Origin of the sequence: Mucilaginibacter kameinonensis (assembly GCF_003675385.1) — a bacterium.
Lineage (GTDB): Bacteria > Bacteroidota > Bacteroidia > Sphingobacteriales > Sphingobacteriaceae > Mucilaginibacter > Mucilaginibacter kameinonensis.
The window spans coordinates 152,365-172,174 of sequence record NZ_RCWZ01000001.1 but is presented as its reverse complement, the minus strand read 5'-3'; the positions used below and the strand labels follow the sequence as shown (position 1 = coordinate 172,174).

Here is a 19,810-nt window from a genome sequence, read left to right as displayed (position 1 = left end):
ATTGTTAATAGTCGAGGTATGCTTCTTTCGACGCGTACTTCGGATTGTTTTTAAATTCGTTTATGTATTTGGGCTGTTCGGAAAAAATGACTTTCCAATATTTGTAGGTATTACCACGCTTTATCCGGTTGATATACGGCCAAAGATTATCCCGCCTAAGGCGGTTATGAACTTCACCAATCTGTTGCTCCAGTAATTCGTCGCCAAGTTTTACCAGGTAAATGAAATGAGGCTTAATAGCCAGTTCAAACCGCCATGGTTCTGTAAATACAAATCTTACTGCCCATTCTCTATATTGTTCGTGCCATATTTCTTTTCGTTCAAAAAGAGCCTTTTCTTCGTCGGTGAGCAGCATCTTGTTTAAGCGCCAATTGTATGGGCTGAAATCACGCAAAAACTGAGGCTGGTTTAAATATTCGTAAGTCATTCTCCTCTTTTTCTTTACCTGGAATGTTTCATCGTAGTGGTAAACGGGAAAATTTATTTTACTCAGCAATCCTTCAAAAAAATCGGCTTTGGGGCCACGCTTTTCTTTAGCAGTTAGCACAAATTCCCGTTTCCAGCCCTTTTGATATGGTTTTTCGAGCGGAATCCATGGCAGCGCCTTTTTCTCTGTGTTTAATTTATCCTGGAGCTTGTTAAGTTGGATCAGTTTTTTATCAAACGCTTCTTTAATCAAACGTTTTTTTCTCCGCGCCGATTTTAAACGGTACGGCAAATCATGTATGTCCATCGGACTTTACTTGTTAGTCTTTCAAAATCTGTTCTGATTTTTAAAAATTCGTCCCCGGGTTAGGGATATACCCATTTTGAGATTGCAGCGTAACCGTTAAGGTGTAAATCCGCAGACAAGCAAAACCTATTGCCGGTTAAAACGCGCCGACAAAACTTTTTAAATAAAAACAAAAGGATTGCTGTCCACCTGTTAGAGGTGATGCATTAATGGGATATGTATGAGATACTCTGTAGCATAGTCCTTAAAATATTAAAGGGTTAACAATTAAGGAATTGGCGCAAAGATGCAAATATTTTTTGATTGAGGAGTGTTTGGATAAATAAAAAGCGTCATTGCGAGGTACGAAGCAATCCCAAACTGTACAGGGTGGACCTGCTAATCGGGGATTGCTTCGTACCTCGCAATGACGCTCGGTTGGGCTTTAAACGCCCTCTACAATATAAACTTCGTGCTCAGGAAATTGGAATCGTTGTCATTCACAATTTCGTTGATGATGTTTTTATTGGTTTCGGTCATTTTGGTGGTAACTAATGAGCGAATAGAGAACGACCTTAACGCGTCATGTACCGAAAGGGTACCCTCGGCACTGTCCTTACGGCCGGTGAATGGGAATACGTCCGGGCCACGCTGGCACTGGCTATTGATATTTACACGGCTCACCAGGTTCACAAACGGATCTATCAGCGACGAAATTTCTTTGGCATCATTACTGAAAATACTCACCTGCATGCCATGCGGGGAATCTATCTGGTAAGTGATCGGCTCCTCGATATCCTCAAACGGAATAACCGGGATCACCGGGCCAAACTGTTCTTCGCGGTATAGCTTCATGTTTTCGTTAACCGGGTACACAATGGCCGGGAAAAAGAACGAAGCCGATGTTTCGCCGCCATTCTCGTTGATCACTTTAGCGCCATTGGCCAGGGCATCGTTTACAATATCGGTTAAATAGGCTGGTTTGTGCGGCTCCGGAAGCGGGGTAAGTTTTACATCTTTTTCCCATGGCAAACCGAACTTAAGTTTAGCGACAGCTTCACTCAGTAATTTTAAGAACTCGTCGGCAACTTCTTTATGTACAAATATTACTTTAATGGCGGTACAACGCTGGCCGTTAAATGATAGCGATCCTAAAATACATTCGCTTACCGCTTGCGGCAGGTCGGCGTGTTTGGTTACAATAGCCGCGTTTTTGGCATCCAGGCTTAAAACGGCCCTTAAACGGTTAATTTTAGGATGGCGTTTTTTAAGGTCGTTGGCTACCTTGCTCGAGCCGATAAAGGCCAGTACGTTTACTTTACCTGAAGCCATTAAACCAGGGGTTACTACAGCACCGCGACCGTAAATGGTATTTACCACACCTTTAGGGAATGATTCCTGGAATGCTTTTAACAATGGGTAGTGCAGCAGCGTACCATGTTTAGGTGGTTTAAATAAAATGGTATTGCCCATGATCAGCGCAGGGATCAGCGTTGTAAAAGTTTCGTTCAGCGGATAGTTGAACGGGCCCATACAAAGTACCACACCTAAAGGCGAGCGACGGATCTGCGCTACCAACCCTTCGGCCATTTCAAAGCGAGACGACTGGCGGTCGATATCCTTCAATGCATCGATAGTGGCATTGATGTACTCGATGGTACGGTCAAATTCTTTAGCCGAATCGGCATATGATTTACCGATTTCCCACATCAGGAGTTTAACTACCAGTGTACGCTGTTCGCTCATTTTGTAAATGAAGCGTTCCATACATTTAATACGGTCGGCAATGCTCATGGTTGGCCATTCGCCGCGGCCATTGTCATAGGCTTCAAGGGCTGCATCCAAAGCTTCAAATGCTTCTTTTTCGGTGCAAACGGGGTAGGTGCCAATCAGCTTGCGGTTAAAGGTGCCATCCTGTCCCCAAAAGCCAACGGGCGAGTAAACTTCGCTTACTTCATCGTTCCATGGTTTCATTTCGCCACCGCTCAGGTATTCGCGCTGGTGTACTTCTTCAATCTGAAATTCGGGGGGGATATTGTTTTCATCAACAAAAATTGAACTGAGCTGGGTTTTAAAACTCATATTTTTTCAAGGGTTTGATTCCCCCTAAGATAAAAAAAGCCTGCTTTAACAAGCAAGCTTTTATGTGCTAATAATGTTTACTGATTTTATTGTAGCACAAAGGGGGCATTTTCAAAACTCCCCTCTTGAGAGGGGGCGCGGCGAAAATGAGCGGGAGCAGGGGTGTGTTTATACGATTAGCTTATCAAAGCAGAAACACACCCCTCCACCCCTCTCTTGAGAGCAGGGCTGTTGCATTCTATAATATATAACGCAAGTTCAAGCGTCTTTCGCTTGAATTATAACCAAAGTAAGCGTCCACGCTTACGTCTATAACGTATTACGGGAGCGTGGACGCTCAATTAAGGCTAACGATCAAGCGTAGACGCTTAATCGTGCGAGTTTTTAAGAACTCAATATTAGAATGCAACAGCCCTGCTCTCAAGAGGGGAATCGCACGGGCCCCGTTTTTATATTGATTTATCACGCCGCTTGCTTAACCAAAACCATTCCGGCGTAATAATATACGCCATCCCTGAAATCGCCTTCGGCGGTGAAGCCGGTATCGTCAAGGTATTCAACGTGGTTGCCTAACACACTATAGTAGCCTGAGTAGGCATTTTGTTTATCGCCGCGGGCCTCGGTGTAGCGGCCGTTGGGCAAAAATTCGTGACGGATCAACCCATCGCGGGTTGCCCATACACCTATATAATGATTTGAATTTATTGTTGTATTGCTGTTGAAAGCGTTAGTTCTTTCCATGTTGCTAATTCGTTTTGAACGAATGCCAGCTTTTTCTCAACCAGACCGTAAGCATCCTCGCCTAAAAATAAATTAAGTGGCGGGTTAGCTTCGTTAGTTATGCTGATCATGGCCGCGGCTGCTTTTTCAGGGTCGCCGGCCTGTTGCTGGTCCATATCGTTTTGGTGAAAATTTACTGTGTCCCGTACATTTTGATAGTCTGCTATCTGGTTTTGAGGCACTGCCAATGAACCTGCCGACAGGAAGTTGGTCCTGAAATAACCCGGCTGCACAATGGTAACCTTAATGCCAAATGGCGCTACTTCGGCCGACAAGGTTTCGGAGAAGCCATTGACGGCAAACTTGGTGGCGCAATAAATACCGCCGCCTGCAAACGCACCGGTAAAGCCACCTATTGACGAAACGTTTAAAATATGACCCGATTTTTGAGCACGCAGATAAGGCAGTGCTTTGCGGATCACATTCAATGAGCCAAATACGTTGATCTCAAAGTTATCACGGGCTTCGCGATCGGTTAGTTCTTCAATGCCGCCCAATAAGCCATACCCGGCGTTGTTGACAATCACATCAATTTTTCCAAAGGTTTTTACCGTAAGTTCAACCGCTTCCTGTACACTGTCTTCGTTGGTTAAATTAACGGCAAGCGGTAAAAACTGCTCACTGTTTGCGTCAACTGCTTTATTCAGATCGCTTAAATTGCGCGATGTGGCGGCTACCTTATGGCCTTCATTTAATAGTCGTTTGACTAAGGCAAGTCCCAGTCCCTTAGAGGCCCCGGTGACAAACCATACTTTATTGTTTTCCATAGTTTTAGATAGATTTTAATTTTATTGATTTGTTACTGTTTTATCGGCGATTTTTGATTTTCGCTTATTTTGATGGAAAAGATCGCCGGATTAACGTTATCGTGTTTGGCCAAGCGGGCGTACCACCACCTCGTTTACGGTAATGTTATCTGGCTGGCTAATAGCGTAGATAACCGCGTTGGCTATGGCTTCTTCATCAAGCTTGGGCATATTGGTCAGGTTACCATACAAGCCCTTGATTTTAGGACTGGTAATGTCATGCCCCAACTCGGATTTTGTAGCGCCCGGATATATAGTAGTTACTTTTATGCTTTGGGCAACTTCCTCGCGCAGGGTTTCCATAATGGCCTTAACCGCGAATTTAGTACCGCTGTAAACACCAATACCCGGCGAGGTTTTCAAGCCACCTACAGATGAGGTAGAAAGGATGTGCCCTTCGCCCCGTTGAAGCATATGTGGTAGCACGGCATTGATGCCATATAATACACCTTTAATGTTGATGTCTATCATTTTATCCCACTCATCCACATGGCCTTCTTCAAAAAAGGAAATGGGCATGATACCGGCATTATTCCACATCACATCAACATGGCCAAATTTGGCTATGGCTTGTTGAATAAGATTGTCGAGGTCGGTACGTTTGGCAACATCCGTAACTACATACATGGCATTTTCGCCAATTTCAGTAACCAGGGTTTTCAGCTGATCTTCGCGACGGGCAGCCAGAACCACTTTTGCTCCGAGCTGTGTCAGTTTACGGGCGGCAGATGCACCGATGCCACTGCTGGCACCGGTTATCACAATCACTTTATCTTTAATACTTTGCATTTTATTGTTTTTATATAGGTAGATATAGGGTAACGGAATAAAATTTAGAAATCGGTTGAGCAGGTTATATCCTGCCACTGGCGGATTTCATTGTGTAAAGTATCAAGCTTAGCTAAAGCGCGATTGTATGCATCGCCACCTAATAAAAGGTATAATGGCGGGTTTTCTTCGTAAGCTACATTGATAATAGCGGTTGCCGCTTTTTCCGGATCGCCCGCCTGGTTGCCATCCATTTTGAGGTATTTGTTGTGGATGGCACGTACCTCTTTGTAATCATCAATTTTATTATCGGTGATTGAAAGTGAGCCGGCTGTAAGGAAACTGGTGCGGAAGGCGCCTGGTGCCACCACGGTAACTTTAATGCCCAGTTCTTTAACATCGGCGGCAAGTACTTCCGAAATGCCGATTACGGCATATTTCGATCCGGCATAAATTGCCCAGCCGGCGTTGCCGGTAATACCCGCGATGGATGAAATGTTGATGATATGGCCCGAGCGTTGTTTGCGCAGGTAAGGCATTACCGAGCGGATCACGTTCAGGGTGCCAAATACGTTTACGTCAAATGCCATACGGGTTTCGGCATCGCTAAGCTCTTCAATTGCGCCGCCTATACCATAACCTGCATTGTTGATCACTACATCAATACGGCCGAAGGTTTCATTGGTGTGCTGCAAAGCCAGCGACACGCTGCTTTCATTTGCCAGATCAACCTGTAGGGGTAAAAAATTATTGCTTGTTGTATTAACCGCTATGGTTAATTCCTGTAAATTTCTGGAAGTAGCGGCAACAAGCTGTCCTGCTTCCAGTAGTTGTTTTACCAGGCTTAGGCCAAAGCCTTTCGAAGCCCCGGTAATAAACCATACTTTGTTGTTGTCCATAAAAGTTGTTTGCTTTGTTATTAAGATAGAACAAAGTTACAGCGACAACAAAGGGAGGACATTACATTAATCAAACCAAAGGTTACGAAATTCAAACATTTCGGAACGAGCTTGGCGTTTGCTGGGTTTGTTTCTTGAAAAAGTTATTGAAATGGGTAGGTTCTTCAAAGCCCAGGCAGTAACCAATTTCTGAAATGTTCCAGTCGGTATGCCTTAATAATGATTTAGCTTCGCTCAATAGCCTGTCGGCAATATGGTCGGTAGTGGTTTTGCCTGTAGTTTCACGGATTGCCCTGTTCAGGTGGTTTACGTGTACCGACAGTCGTTGCGCAAAGTCATTGGCCGAACGAAGCGCAAACCGCTGCGACGGAGTTTCGATAGGGAACTGCCGCTCTAATAACTCGGTAAATACCGATGTGATGCGTGATTTGGCATCAACATGCTTGTACACGTTTTCAGATGGTTCGGTTTTTAAAGCGTAGTAAGCCAGTTCGGTAACATAGTTACGGATCAAATCATATTTAAAAGCATATTCGGTATTGATCTCGGTAAGCATCTTTTGGAAAAGACCTGTCACATAGGCATCCTGCTCTTCATTTAAAGCATAAACGGGTTTAGCATTAATGCCAAACATCGGGAACTCGCTCAAGCCTGTCCTGAATTTCTCCAGAAAAAACTCTTCGGTAAATATGCAGAAGAAACCGGTGCGGTCGTCAGACATGTGCTCAAAGGTATATGGCACCATCGGACTAAAGAACATCAGCGTAGAGCCTGAAAGCGTAATGCTTTTATCGGCATAGTGAATGATATTATCGCCACGCATCAGGCTGATCTTATAAAAGGTACGGCGGCTGTAAGTTACCTGCTTAGCGTTGGGGCCAATGCAATCCTCAATTCTGAACACGTTAAAGTGACCAATGCTTTGCTGCAGGTTATTGGGTAGCCAGTTTACCTTTCTTTGATAAAAATCTTCAAGTGTTTCTGCTTTCGACATAAAAACAAAGTTACAAAAATCAAACCGGGTGTCAAGTAGTAGGATGGGGGATAAGGTAAGTATGACAGAATGGTGTATAAAAAATAAAAGCCTCCCAACCTTGCGTCGGGAGACTTTCAACCTAAACCTTATCACAATTAAACCGGTAAGTTTACCAGTTCGTTGTCTGTATTACAATCACTGTGCCAAAACCAAAAACTTTTTAAAATTTTTATTAATGTATCAACAAGGATACATTAACAATAGGTTAAAGGAGAGTTTACTTTACAAAAAGTGTATAACTAAGTGTCAAAAAGACACTCTTGCGATATTTGGCATTACAGAAAAGTGAACACTTTATGCCTCTTTTGCAGCTTTTTTTCTACGCAGGTAACTGTCAGTTAAAAATAGCGCCAAAATTACATCAAACACGAAAAAACTTTTCATTAAAGTACTGTTGAAGATACTGCTTGCCGAAGGTAATTTAACGTTTGAAGGTAGTTTAAGATCTAAATCACTGAATAAATTGCCCGAAATTTTGATGCTCGAGAGGGTTATACCAAGTAAAATCAGGATGCTCAATACGAAAAATGCAGCTATTCCTAATATTATTTTTTTATTAATAGTTGATTTTAATGGCGCTAACTGCTCGGCCCTGATGGCCTCCATTACATTATAACTGAATGCCATCGACGGTTCGTCAAGATCCATGTCGGCAAATTCCTGGTTTAGCTCAAGCAGTTCTGTGTACTTTTGTTTGTACAAAGCATCTTCTTCAATAAGCCGGGCAATGGCTTCCTGCTCTGCTGGAGTACAGTTACCATCAATATAGTTCCAAAGTTTTTCTTCGATGGTGTTCATATCAGTTCTTTCACCTCGTGTTTTAAATTGCGCTCCAGCTTTTCTTTCAAACGCTGGCGTGCTCTAAATAGTTTAACCTTAACGGTATTTGTTTCAATACCCATTGTTTGGGCAATCTCCTCTAATGATTGCTCGCCCTTGTAAAACAGGGTAATAATGGTGGCATCATCGGGTAGTAATTGCTCAATAGCCTGGTTCAGGTAGTATGACCGTGATTTATTTTCTACATTATTGGTATCGTATGCCGATTCGTGACTTTCAACCTGTACAAATGTCCCCTCATCATCAATCGAATCGGTATCAACCCGTTTTTTTCTTAAAAATGTCATGGCTGTAGTATAAACTATACTATACAACCACGTTGTAAATTTCGACTGCCCCTGGAACGATGCCAGCGAGCGGTAGGCTTTCACAAAACAATCCTGCGCAATCTCTTCAGCATCCTCCCGGCCTTTGGCAAAGCGCATAGCCAGCGTAAAAACAAAACGCTGGTGCCGCTTAACCAAATCTGCATAGGCAAATTGGTTACCCGCCAGGGTTTGCTCAATAAGTTCGATATCTGAAAGCTTGCTTTGCATTATATAACCGCTGTGACTACGCGTTTGCAGATTGGGTTACACCTATATGTAAATATAATTTATTTTGATGGGAATAGGAGGGGGTGCTATTGTTGGGTTGTTAGGATAGATGTTCGGAAGATAAAAGAAATGTCATTGCGAGGAGGAACGACGAAGCAATCGCACGGAAGCATGACCGCCCTGTATAGCATGCGATTGCCACGCTTCGCTCGCAATGACATATTTTTAATTATATCTTCCAACTCGTTAACCTCCTTATGTGGGCGTTGCCTGCGGCCGGGCTATCCGCTCATACTGCGCAGGCCTTATCCGTTAGCTGACGGACGGTATCCGCTTCTATCCCTAACGCAAATTATAGTTTCATTGATGATACGTATTCTAAATGCACTCCTTTATTCGTAACATAAGCCCAAACTTTCCATCTCATAATTTTTGTATTTTTACATTTATAAAAGGGATATTGCACGTTGATGGATGAGAACAGGTTAAATATTTTAAATGAGTCTAACAGGATGCTCAGCAAGCTTCAGCTGCTATCGGTGTTTTTTGAAGAGGACCTCATTTACAAGATCTACCTGCGTACCCAGGTTATTCACAAGCTTTTTGAAACCAATCCCGAGATCGATATCAATAAGCTGGAGCTTTTCCATGTACAGTTTACTACCAGCCTGGTAGATCTGCTCCGGAAGATCAAAAAGAACAATGAAAACAATGTGAGCCTTGTGCTTGATGAGATCCAGCTTACCAAAGAGATGATTGATAAGATGGACGACAACATGCTCACCGAGCAGGATTTTAAGATTGACCGGCAAAGGCAGGCGCTGAAGGTAAACCTTTCGCTGCGGAAACTTTACCAGGTACTTTCTGATAATTCATCCGATTATCCGTTCTCAAAAAATATCAACGCGTTTAGTCTGCGCTACGGTTCCGATTTCTTTTACAACATAACGCCGGAACTATATAATGAATTGGTGCAGTACAACTATAACGATACCTATCATAATACCAACGCTATTATTCAGCGTAAATTGATGGGTGTATTATTAAAACGCGAGTTCCGTACCGAGTTTTACTGTGGACTGAAAGCCGGAAACCTGATACTGGAGGTGTATAAGTTTATGGATGAAGACCGCTACTTTTTGTTTTCGCCTGCCAATAATTTATTCCTATTTTGCGACGTAACAAAGCTTTCGGGCGTAGAGAATAATAGTAGTCTGTCTAAAAAGGAAAAACTGGCGCATGAACTGCAGGATAAAATAGATAAGCTGCAAAGTGATGTTGTAACCATGAAATCATACATGCCGCCCGAAATAAAATCCCTGTTAGCCGAAAACTATAAAAAAATAGCCGACATCAACTTTTTACAAAGCCTGAGCGATGTTGATGTGCAGGCCAATATTTTAAAAGCAATGCTTAATACCGATATCATATAATTTATGGAGTTTTTACATTACATCCTCGGCCCCGACCTGAAGGCCGGCGTCCTGATCATTTTAAACCTGATTGTTATTGAGAGCTTGCTCTCTGTTGATAATGCTGCCGTGCTGGCCACCATGGTGCTCGACCTGCCTCCGCACCAACGAAAAAAGGCGTTACGCTATGGCATCATGGGCGCATACATTCTGCGTGGTGTTTGTTTGTTTTTAGCTGCCTGGCTGGTATCTGTTTGGTGGTTGAAACCACTTGGCGGTCTTTACCTCATTTATTTATGCTTTAACTATTTTAAAGGCAAATTATCTGCCGGTGATGGTGATGGCGAAGACGAGTCTGTTGATAAAAACAAAAACTGGCTTTACCGCTCAACCGTTGGTTTGATAGGTAATTTGTGGGCCACCATTGCTTTAGTGGAGTTGATGGACCTTGCCTTTTCTATTGATAACGTATTCGCGGCAGTGGCTTTTACCGATCATAAAATGTTGATCTATATAGGCGTGTTCATCGGGATCCTGGCTATGCGTTTTGTTGCTCAGGCCTTCGTGAAGCTAATGGAGAAATTTACTTTCCTGGAAACTGTAGCTTTTGTAGTGATAGGCGTGTTGGGGATTAAACTGTCATCATCATTATATGTTCACTTTTTCCCGGAATCCGGCTTTTCAAAACTAATGGAAGGCGAAAGCGCTGATATTTTCACTTCGGTGTTTACCGTAGCTATATTTATTATCCCTGTTCTTACCTCGCTGCTGTTCAACTTCCCTAAAAGGCACACCATTGAGCCAGAAGTTGCCGAGGCTGCCGAGGATGTATTGGATAAACAGTAGCGTTTAGTTGGCAGTTTTAAGTTGGCAGTAAAAGTGTAGGCCATATGCGAGTCCCCTCTCGAGAGGGGCGGAGGGGTGTGTTTAACCAAGCGAAAACAACGCAGAAGAAACACACCCCAGCTATCACTCATTTCTATCGCGCCCCCTCTCAAGAGGGGAGTAGGAACTTCGCTCTTTCAGAGTAATTAAATTGATTATTATTAAACAAATGTTCTTAAATAAAACAATAGCATCCATTTTTGGCATTGGGTTTTTGAAGGGTGGGGGTACTTATGCCGCCATTGTTACCTGTGGTTTTATCTGGCTGTTATGGCAAAGTCCGGCTTTGCAAAACCCCTGGTATTTGCTGGCTATTACCATATTTATTACCGCGCTTGGTGTTTATGTAGGTAATAAAGTTGAACCGGATTGGGGCGAAGACAGCTCTCGCGTAGTAATTGACGAAGTTGCCGGAATGCTGATAGCGATGCTCTTTATTCCTGCCAATCTATACTTCCTTTTAGCCGGACTGGTGTTATTCCGCTTTTTTGATATTGTTAAGCCGCTTGGCGTGCGTAAAATGGAAGACCTTGGCGGTGGTTTAGGTGTAATGATGGATGATGTGCTGGCCGGTGTATACTCCAATATCCTGCTTTGGGTAGGGTATTTTGTGTGGATGAAGTTTGGAGTCCATTAATTACCAACGTATTACGCCGTCGTCCCGAACTTGTTTCGGGATCCCACATGCAGATCAAACTATGCATGCTGCTCAGTATGTGAGTTGCTGAAACAAGTTCAGCATGACGGTTATTATAGATAAATTTCTCCCCTCTTCCCTGTAACAACCGAAGCCTCCCGTTGTCTTATTTATGTGTAGACAAATTTTACAATATCACCTCGATAAAACATCTACCTTAGATTAAATGTTTAATTGCCGGTTTGTCACCGGCCAATACCTGCAATGCCGCGCAAAACCCAATAGGCGATACAGGTTTCACCTAAAAATAACACATACTAAAATGGCTATTAACTTACAAAAAGGGCAGAAAATAGATATCGGCCTTTCAAGAATGACAGTTGGTTTGGGCTGGAACCCAAACGAAGGTACAGGTTATGATTTCGATCTTGATGTGTCGGCTATCATGATCGACGCCAACCGTTTGGTACCGCAGGATGAATTTTTTGTGTTTTATAATAATGTCGATTCACCTGAGCAATCGGTTCACCACACTGGCGATGATCCAACAGGCGGTAACAGCGATGGTGGTGACGATGAATCGATCATAGTAGACCTGACTAAAGTTGACACCCGCATCCAGGAGATCCTGTTTGTGGTAACTATTCATGAAGCGCAGGCCCGTCGTCAAAATTTTGGTCAGGTGCGTGATTCGTACATTCGTATATTAGATAACCAAACAGGTGCCGAGGTTTGTAAATACGAACTGGGCGAAGATTTTTCTATCGAAACCGCTATCGAGTTTGGCAGGTTGTACAAACGTGGTGGCGCATGGAAATTTGAGGCATCGGGCGTTGGTTACAAAGAGGACCTGGCCTTCTTTTTAAGTAAATATTTCAAAGGGCAAATAATCAAATAAGGCAATGGCTATAAATTTGGTAAAAGGTCAAACTATCGACCTTCGTAAAAATGATAAAGGCGAAAGTTTCGACCTGTCGTCAGTAACTATTGGTTTAGGCTGGGATGTACGTAAAACCCATGGCGGAGGCTTTTTGGGTAAGCTATTTGGCGGTGCAGAAGAAGCTGAGTACGATCTGGATGCGATAGCGTTTTTGTTAGATAAAAATGGTAAAGTAGCCAATCGTGGTTATGCCAAGCAAACGGCTAATGGTCGTACCATTAATATGTTTGAAGGCGATGTGATTTACTTTAACTCTATGCGCCATCCATCAGGCCATATTTGGTTAACGGGAGATAACCGTACCGGCGCAGGAGATGGTGATGATGAGCAGATCATCGTAAAGCTTGATGCGCTCGACCCGAAATATGATCGTATCCTGTTTTTGGTGGCTATTTACCAGGGGCGCAAAAATAATCAGCACTTTGGTATGGTAGAGAATGCTTTCATCCGCGCGGTTGATAGTCATGGGAAGGAGATCGCTAAATTCAGTCTTTCTGGTGATTCAACTTATAACGGCATGTGTTCCATGACTTTTGCAGAAGTATACCGTAAAGACGGCACCTGGAAGTTCCGTGCTATTGGCGATCCGCATACTACTGATAGTCTTTCGGAGTTGCTCCGGAGCTATTAAGGAAAGAACAATAAAAAGAACGTCATTGCGAGGAACGAAGCAATCCCAAACTATACAGGGCGGACCTGTCAATTGGGGATTGCTTCGTTCCTCGCAATGACGCTTTTAAATAAACATCTCCCTAAAAAAATAAATGTACCAGCACTATTCATTTGACCTGTGGCTTACGCTGATCAAATCAAATCCGTACTTTAAGATAGAACGTACCAAGATTTTTCACCGGGATTTTAACCCGGCGGGTAAAAGTATCGATGACGTTGCAAGGGCTTTTCGCCAGGTTGATCTGATGTGTAATGCCGTGAACGAGCGTACCGGAAAAAATATCGACGCTGATGAAATGTACCTCATGGTGATCAGTACCATCAATGATAACCAATATCCACTTGCTGATGTTAACATTGATAAGCTTTATGCCGATATGGAAACGTTGCTGTTCTATTACCTGCCGGTGCTTTACTCGCCTGTAACAATTGAGGTGCTACAGCATCTAAAACAAAAAGGCGATTGCTCATTGAGTATATTAAGCAATACGGGTTTTATAAAGGGGCAGACGCTTCGCAAGGTGATGGTTAAGCTGGGCTTAGATGTTTTTTTTAATTTCCAGATCTATTCGGACGAGGAAGGGATGTCGAAGCCTAACCGGGAATTGTTTAACCTGATGGTGCAAAAAGTTAAAGATTGTAATAAACCAAAGCAAATAGACCCATCGGGTATTATACATATAGGCGATAACCCGGCCGCAGATATAGCAGGGGCTAATGATGCAGGCCTCAACAGCCTGCTCATCAATTCAAACAACTTATCTATTTTAACCTTATTAAGTTTATGAAAGCTACCTACTCTTTACATCACATCAACAGCGCTACTCATTTCGGTTTCGATGCGGATGATTACAGTCGTTTTAAATTTGGCGATGCTGAAGTATCCCGCTATTTCGGTACCGACCTGGCCGATGGCTTCATTAATGAAGTCCTTGCCAAACAGCCAATAGAGAAACAGATCGTAGTGATATCAAGCCCGTACTCGTTTATTCCTACGGCTACTTTTGCCATGAAAAATCATTTTGTGTGCAGACTTAACCGCTGGCAGGCCCATCATGGTTACCCTGTAGTGCAGGAAACCAAAGTACATCGTACCATAACCTATAAGGAAGATTATGGCGAACTGGATGCCGAGCAAAGGATTAATTTGATCGGTAACGATTCGTTTCATATTGATAAGGATTTTTTGATCGGCAAAACGCTGCTGTTTTTGGATGATATCAAGATAACCGGAAGCCATGAGCGCATGATCATGAAAATGGTAGATGAGTATGGCTTACAGAACGACATTTACATGCTGTACTTTGCCGAACTGGTGAACAAAAACATTCATCCCAATATTGAGAACTATCTCAATTATCACCATGTTAAAAACATCTTTCATTTAAATGATATCATTAAGGGGGCCAGCTTTTGTATCAACACCCGTATAGTGAAGTACATCTTAAATTACGATCAAGAAAGTTTTTGCATTTTTATACACGATCAAGACAGCAATTTCATAAACTTGCTATATGATATGGCTTTGGGTAACGGTTATCATACCATTGAAGCCTATGCGCCTAACTTAAACTTTATTAAACAAAACCTATTAATAAACAACAATAAACTAATTCAGCATGGCAATTAACTTGCAAAAAGGCCAACGGGAAACTATTGGTGCCCCTAAATTTACTATAGGCCTTGGTTGGGATACAAACAGCTCATCAACAGGCTCGGCCTTTGACCTCGACGCTTCGGTGTTCATCATGGGCGATAACAAAAAAATACTGGCCGACGAATTTTTCGTTTTCTATAATAACCCAAAATCTCCGGATGGCGCCGTGGAGCACACCGGCGATAACCTGACCGGTGCCGGCGATGGCGACGATGAGCAGATCATTGTTGACTTGTCAAAGATCGATCCGCGTGCTACCGAAATTTGCATTGTTGTAACTATCCATGAAGCCGAAAGCCGCCGCCAGAATTTTGGGCAGGTACGTAACTCTTTCGTTCGTATTTTTGATTCGGCTACCAATGTCGATATTTTGAAATACGAGCTGGAAGAAGATTTTTCGATAGAAACCGCCGTTGAGTTTGGCCGCATCTACAAAAAAGATAATAACTGGAAATTTGAAGCTGTAGGAGCTGGCATGAAAGGTGGCTTGCAGGATTATTTAAACAAATACAACTAAAAATTATGGCTATTAATCTTCAAAAAGGGCAGCGTATCAGCCTTGAAAAAAGTAACGGCAGCAAATTGCAGAATGTATGCGTTGGTATAAACTGGGGTGCTATCGAAAAGAAAGGCCTGTTTGGTTTTGGTACCACAAAAGAAGCGGTTGACCTTGATGCCAGCTGTATTTTATATGATGAAAGCAAACGCCTGGTTGATGTGATCTACTTTGGTAACCTGCGTTCAAAAGATCATTCTGTAAGGCACAGCGGTGATGATTTAACCGGAGATATGGCGGGTAACGACGGGCTGGATAACGAGGTGATCACGGTAGATTTTGGTACTTTAAGCCCAACTGTTACCTATGTGGCCTTTGTTTTAAACAGTTTCCGCGGGCAGGATTTTGGTACTATCCCGTTTGCCTCTATCCGTATTTACGAAGGTACGCCAACCCGCGTTAACGAAATCTTCGCTACCTATGATATTGCACATAGCAAAGATTTTGCTGGTCACGTATCTATGGTGATGGGTGTGTTTTACAAAAAGAACGGCGAGTGGAAATTCAATGCCATTGGCGAGCCAACCCGCGACCGCAAGCTGGAAGAAACCGTAAAAACGGTAACTGCAACGTATTTATAATAGTTTAAAGTCATTAGTCTTAAGTCGGATGGCTTTTAACATGAACAAATTAAGTACTACTAAATAATTAAAATAAGATTATGGAAAGTGCACCAAACAATGATGAACTAAATCTGAATATACCACCGCTGATCACTCCAACCAACCTGGATATTCCGGCGGCAGCTTCACCGGCCAGCAACGTGCCTATGAAGGTAGATAAGCAGGGTAATGTAAACCTTGATGCCATACCAAACCAGGATCTGCAAAAGTATGGCGAAATGGGTAAGGATATCAATCCGGCTGATGTTAACTCGATACTGAACTACGGCGTTGAGGTACAAAACTCAATGGAGAAATACAGCAATAACTTCCTTACTTCGGTACGTACCTATAACTCGGGCGAGGTAGGCGGACTGATTAACGAGTTGCTTACCGAACTTAATTATATTGATGTTGATGAGCTTAACCAAAACGCGTTTACCTCATTTATATCACATATCCCCTTCATGAAAAAGCTGGTTGTTGATACCAAAAAGCTTTTCCAGAAGTATGATACCGTGGTTAACAACATTGATAAGATCACCAATAAGATCAAAGCCGGTCGTGTTAACTCGTTAAAGGATAATAGCTCGCTGCAAACCATGTTTGACAGCAACATTACCTATATTAAACAAATGGAAGACCTGATCATTGCCGGGCAGCTCAAATACAATGAGCTTAACGAAAAGCTGGCAGTGATGGATGGTAACCCAACAGGTTACCAGGATTATGAAATAGCCGATCTGCGCGATTTTGTGAACCGTTTGGATAAGCGTCTTGCCGATCTGAAAGTGGTACGCTTTATTATGCTGCAATCGCTGGCCCAAATCCGTGTGGTGCAAAATAACAATACCACCATTGCTGAAAAGGCGCAATCTATCGTATCAACCACCATCCCGGTCTGGAAAAACCAGCTTACCATAGCTGTGGCGCTTAACCGCCAGAAAGAAAACGTGGAGATGCAGAAAAAGATCTCTGATACTACCAACACCATTTTACAAAAGAATGCCGAAATGCTGAAACAAAACAGCATTGACGTAGCCCGCGAAAATGAGAAAACAGTAGTATCATTAGATACCCTAAAAAAGACCACTTCATCCCTCATTGAAACCCTTACCGAGGTAAAACGCATTCACGACGAAGGTACAGCCAACCGTCGTACGCTGAACACCGAGCTTCAAAACCTGGAAACAGAGTTGAAAAAAACGGTAACGAGTGTGAGTTAAACCCCACCCAACCCTCCCCAAAGGGGAGGGCTTTAAATTATACCCGTCATTGCGAGGTACGAAGCAATCCCCGATGAGCAGAGCCGCTCTGTATAGTTTGGGATTGCTTCGTACCTCGCAATGACGTTTTAATTTAAATCCTTTATCCCGCCATAATCGGCTTCCTGCCGTACCTATTTATAACCTCAACCAAAAGCAAATTAGGCACCCAGCTTAAAAAGGATATGATGAGGTAATTATTTTCAAAGTTTACACCGTTACCCCAAACGGTAAACAGCCAGATATAAAAACGTAAAGTAACCGCGCCGAAGGCGAGTGCATAGCTCCGGTTCATCATTTTGATATGCTCGTCAATCCTGCCTTTTTTAACCAGCAGAAACGCAGCCAGGGTAAAAGCCACCCACAGCGTGTTCTGCAATAAAAAAGATATAAATACACCCGTGCCCCGGTTTATAAAAAGCGTCATGATGTAAGCGCCCGGCGCGGCAAAAAATAGCACACCAAATATATAAAGCTTACCCAATGCACGATGCAGCGCTTTGTTATTGTACACTTTTTTTGAAAACTGGAAAAAGCCGGCAAGCAGGATTACGCTGCTACCTATAATATGGCAATAAAAGGCAGGGAGGTACCATCCGGTTTCAACGGCTTTTTGTTTGATATGCAGAAAGTAGGAATCGGTATTAAAATTCCAATACTGGATAAATGTGCCAGCGCAAAGCACAAATACCCAGAAAAAAGCAAAATATCTTAATATGCGGCCTGTGACACTCATTTAGCAGCAAGTACCTTTGGTTGTATAACCGGCATGGCTTTCAATTTCTGATCAATCCACTGGATATTATACTTATCAATCTCGGTAAGTGAATCCTGAACACTAACGTTTTCTGGTTTATAACGGTCATAAAACTGCTGCGAGAAGACATCCGTCCAGCGTTTGTCTTTAAACTTGTAATTATAATCGGCATAGATCTCGTTTTTCATATACCTTAATGTTTCGGATGAAATTGGCCCTCCACCTGAAGTTTTATATTTTCCGTCAACAACTTTACCGTAAACGTAACATCCATTGATAAAATGGTCGTCCATTTTTTGGTATTTTGTAAAAGCGAACACCCTTTTTGTGTTCATGGCTTCTGTTACTTTGCCATTCTCAATTTTTAGGAAATGAAATACGGGCAGCTCATCAATAAAGGTGTGATTATAGAGTTCGATATTGGCAGTGGTTGTAACTTTTACCTCCAGTAGCGAATCGCTGGTTGCATTGATATTATACTCATTGCAGCTTCCGCTTAATTCGCCCCCACCTTCCTCGGAGTTAATATCAGTGTTGATTTCATAGCTATAAATCTTGTTGTTTTTGTTATCTATCAGTACTATATTATTGGTATCATAGAATTCGGCGCGGCCACCTATAAAATAATCGCGAATAGAATAATAAGCCGTTTGCAACCAGCTGTTGTTTTCGGCGGATACTTTTACCGGCAACGCTCTTGCTTTTACTATATACTGCGAACTTGTAGCTACAAAGTCAACATGCTTACGCAGTGGGTTTTTAAATTCATGCACTTTTCGAATCAACCCGAGATCAACAAGATATGAAGGAGGAAGATAAATGCTGCCGTGCTGCTCGTGCGAGTTAAACTCGGTAATATCACCGGCCGGGCTCTTGGTTAATGTAAATGAGTTTGGTTGCTTAAGTTTCGAAAACAGCTCACTGATTTTAACCTCGGTTTTTTCGGACACAGAAAAGTCGTTTTTTAACCAAAAGTACTCATCGCCTTTTCTTAATGCGGCAAGGTTTTCGGTATCATTAACCGGAAATATCTGGTCATATTCAACGGGAATTACAACTTTGCCACTAAGGTCATAAAAACCCCGCTTACGATCTTTTTCAACTTCAATAAGATCAGGGAACGTGCCGCTTATGTTATGAATAAGGTCATATTCAGCAGGGATTACTTCTTTATAATCGGGGCCGATTAATCCCATTTTATATGTTTTGGCAGTATCCTTCATTAAGTTATAATAATCCCATTTCCCCTTTACTACATAAAAGTATGTCTGTTTCTTTAAATGGGTAAACCATATTACGCTATCATATTTAGCGAATAAATTGCCTGCATCTAAGAATGCTTTCAGTGTTTCCGGGCTGTAAATTTCTTTATCTGTATATTTTTTCGCCCACGCGGTATTACGGTAAGCTATATAATCATTCATGAAATTACGAGCATCTGCCTGGTAGATGCTAAGTTTGTTTTGCTCGTTTTTTTGAATGGCAAAAGTTATGGCGGAATGCCTTGTATCCAGATGCTGCTCGCTAAAGGTAACAGGAACAACAGCTGTGGCGAGTTGAGGATTGATCTGTGTAATTTCGGCTTGCTCTACATTCAGCTCTATGTTAAAAGATACATCTTCTTCGTCGCTTTTTTGCTGTTTGTTGATTAGGGTTGTTATTAATTTATTTATAGGTTCAGATGTTTGTTTATCGGCAAAATAACTCATCAATGAATCGCGATTGCCTTTTATAACCTGAGCTTTGAATGCTTTTAAAAAGTTACTTATTTCATTGCTGCTGGTTGACTGTTTGGGTTTTCCACGGAAAATAAAATACCCGCCAACTGCCAAAACAATAACAGCCACCGCAATAATAAGGATAGGTCTGGTTTTCATACAACCAAGATAGCGCATTTTTTGAAATAGCAAAAGCTGTTAAAGCGTTAATAAACAGACCTATAAAAGTTAACTATATTTAAAATGAAAT

At 42.4% G+C, this 19,810-nt stretch carries 21 protein-coding genes; 10 read left to right on the top strand and 11 right to left on the bottom strand.

Annotated elements, in window-relative coordinates; all coding sequences use genetic code 11:
* Positions 1-4: 4 nt before the first annotated feature.
* From EAH55_RS00700 to EAH55_RS00660, 9 genes are all read right to left on the bottom strand, one after another.
* On the bottom strand, positions 5-733 hold the full coding sequence (locus EAH55_RS00700) for a hypothetical protein (protein ID WP_121808072.1): 729 nt from the start codon (positions 731-733) through the stop codon (positions 5-7).
* 435 nt (positions 734-1,168) lie between these two features.
* Positions 1,169-2,794 carry an NADP-dependent glyceraldehyde-3-phosphate dehydrogenase gene (locus EAH55_RS00695; RefSeq protein ID WP_121808071.1) on the bottom strand — a complete coding sequence of 542 codons (1,626 nt, stop codon included), beginning with the start codon at positions 2,792-2,794 and terminating at the stop codon, positions 1,169-1,171.
* Between the two features lie 462 nt (positions 2,795-3,256).
* A complete protein-coding gene (locus tag EAH55_RS00690) occupies positions 3,257-3,535 on the bottom strand; it encodes an Atu4866 domain-containing protein (RefSeq protein WP_121808070.1) in 279 nt (92 codons plus the stop codon).
* Complete coding sequence (locus tag EAH55_RS00685; protein WP_121808069.1) at positions 3,496-4,341, bottom strand: oxidoreductase; 846 nt, start codon at positions 4,339-4,341, stop codon at positions 3,496-3,498. The genes EAH55_RS00690 and EAH55_RS00685 overlap by 40 nt, the downstream gene beginning before the upstream one ends.
* A gap of 96 nt (positions 4,342-4,437) precedes the next feature.
* Positions 4,438-5,169, bottom strand: coding sequence for an SDR family oxidoreductase (locus EAH55_RS00680; protein ID WP_121808986.1), 732 nt, complete (start codon positions 5,167-5,169; stop codon positions 4,438-4,440).
* 44 nt (positions 5,170-5,213) lie between these two features.
* A complete protein-coding gene (locus tag EAH55_RS00675; RefSeq protein ID WP_121808068.1) occupies positions 5,214-6,047 on the bottom strand; it encodes an oxidoreductase in 834 nt (277 codons plus the stop codon).
* Positions 6,048-6,138: 91 nt separating this feature from the next.
* Positions 6,139-7,041: a helix-turn-helix domain-containing protein gene (locus EAH55_RS00670; RefSeq protein WP_112574451.1), complete on the bottom strand. Its 903-nt coding sequence runs from the start codon at positions 7,039-7,041 to the stop codon at positions 6,139-6,141.
* A gap of 336 nt (positions 7,042-7,377) precedes the next feature.
* Positions 7,378-7,881, bottom strand: coding sequence for an anti-sigma factor (locus tag EAH55_RS00665; RefSeq protein ID WP_121808067.1), 504 nt, complete (start codon positions 7,879-7,881; stop codon positions 7,378-7,380).
* Positions 7,878-8,459: an RNA polymerase sigma factor gene (locus EAH55_RS00660; protein ID WP_112574453.1), complete on the bottom strand. Its 582-nt coding sequence runs from the start codon at positions 8,457-8,459 to the stop codon at positions 7,878-7,880. The genes EAH55_RS00665 and EAH55_RS00660 overlap by 4 nt, the downstream gene beginning before the upstream one ends.
* Positions 8,460-8,971: 512 nt before the next feature.
* On the opposite strand from EAH55_RS00660, the gene EAH55_RS00655 reads away from it, so the two are divergent.
* The 10 genes from EAH55_RS00655 to EAH55_RS00610 all read left to right on the top strand — a co-directional run bounded on the left by EAH55_RS00655 (position 8,972) and on the right by EAH55_RS00610 (position 17,046).
* Positions 8,972-9,892, top strand: a complete 921-nt coding sequence (locus EAH55_RS00655; RefSeq protein WP_244228066.1) for a hypothetical protein — start codon at positions 8,972-8,974, stop codon at positions 9,890-9,892.
* Between the two features lie 3 nt (positions 9,893-9,895).
* Complete coding sequence (locus EAH55_RS00650) at positions 9,896-10,717, top strand: TerC family protein (protein ID WP_121808065.1); 822 nt, start codon at positions 9,896-9,898, stop codon at positions 10,715-10,717.
* 208 nt (positions 10,718-10,925) lie between these two features.
* On the top strand, positions 10,926-11,393 hold the full coding sequence (locus EAH55_RS00645; protein WP_112574456.1) for a phosphatidylglycerophosphatase A family protein: 468 nt from the start codon (positions 10,926-10,928) through the stop codon (positions 11,391-11,393).
* 322 nt (positions 11,394-11,715) lie between these two features.
* Positions 11,716-12,291 (top strand): TerD family protein, encoded by a 576-nt coding sequence (locus EAH55_RS00640; protein WP_121808064.1) that lies wholly within the window; start codon positions 11,716-11,718, stop codon positions 12,289-12,291.
* A gap of 4 nt (positions 12,292-12,295) precedes the next feature.
* A complete protein-coding gene (locus tag EAH55_RS00635) occupies positions 12,296-12,964 on the top strand; it encodes a TerD family protein (RefSeq protein ID WP_121808063.1) in 669 nt (222 codons plus the stop codon).
* Positions 12,965-13,097: 133 nt separating this feature from the next.
* Entirely contained in the window at positions 13,098-13,793 is a 696-nt protein-coding gene (locus tag EAH55_RS00630) for an HAD family hydrolase (protein WP_121808062.1), read from the top strand.
* Positions 13,790-14,635 (top strand): phosphoribosyltransferase family protein, encoded by an 846-nt coding sequence (locus tag EAH55_RS00625; RefSeq protein ID WP_121808061.1) that lies wholly within the window; start codon positions 13,790-13,792, stop codon positions 14,633-14,635. The genes EAH55_RS00630 and EAH55_RS00625 overlap by 4 nt, the downstream gene beginning before the upstream one ends.
* On the top strand, positions 14,625-15,179 hold the full coding sequence (locus tag EAH55_RS00620) for a TerD family protein (protein WP_121232528.1): 555 nt from the start codon (positions 14,625-14,627) through the stop codon (positions 15,177-15,179). Before EAH55_RS00625 ends, EAH55_RS00620 begins: the two co-directional genes overlap by 11 nt.
* A 5-nt stretch (positions 15,180-15,184) precedes the next feature.
* Positions 15,185-15,799, top strand: coding sequence for a TerD family protein (locus EAH55_RS00615; RefSeq protein WP_112574462.1), 615 nt, complete (start codon positions 15,185-15,187; stop codon positions 15,797-15,799).
* 80 nt (positions 15,800-15,879) lie between these two features.
* The gene (locus EAH55_RS00610) at positions 15,880-17,046 is read left to right on the top strand and encodes a toxic anion resistance protein (RefSeq protein ID WP_112574463.1); all 1,167 of its coding nucleotides are present in this window, start codon (positions 15,880-15,882) and stop codon (positions 17,044-17,046) included.
* Positions 17,047-17,188: 142 nt separating this feature from the next.
* Here the strand turns inward: EAH55_RS00610 and EAH55_RS00605 are convergent, their stop codons facing one another.
* Together EAH55_RS00605 and EAH55_RS00600 are read right to left on the bottom strand one after the other, a co-directional pair.
* Positions 17,189-17,821 carry a DUF2306 domain-containing protein gene (locus EAH55_RS00605; protein WP_121808060.1) on the bottom strand — a complete coding sequence of 211 codons (633 nt, stop codon included), beginning with the start codon at positions 17,819-17,821 and terminating at the stop codon, positions 17,189-17,191.
* Positions 17,818-19,719, bottom strand: a complete 1,902-nt coding sequence (locus EAH55_RS00600) for a WG repeat-containing protein (protein ID WP_162996703.1) — start codon at positions 19,717-19,719, stop codon at positions 17,818-17,820. Before EAH55_RS00600 ends, EAH55_RS00605 begins: the two co-directional genes overlap by 4 nt.
* Positions 19,720-19,810: the final 91 nt, after the last annotated feature.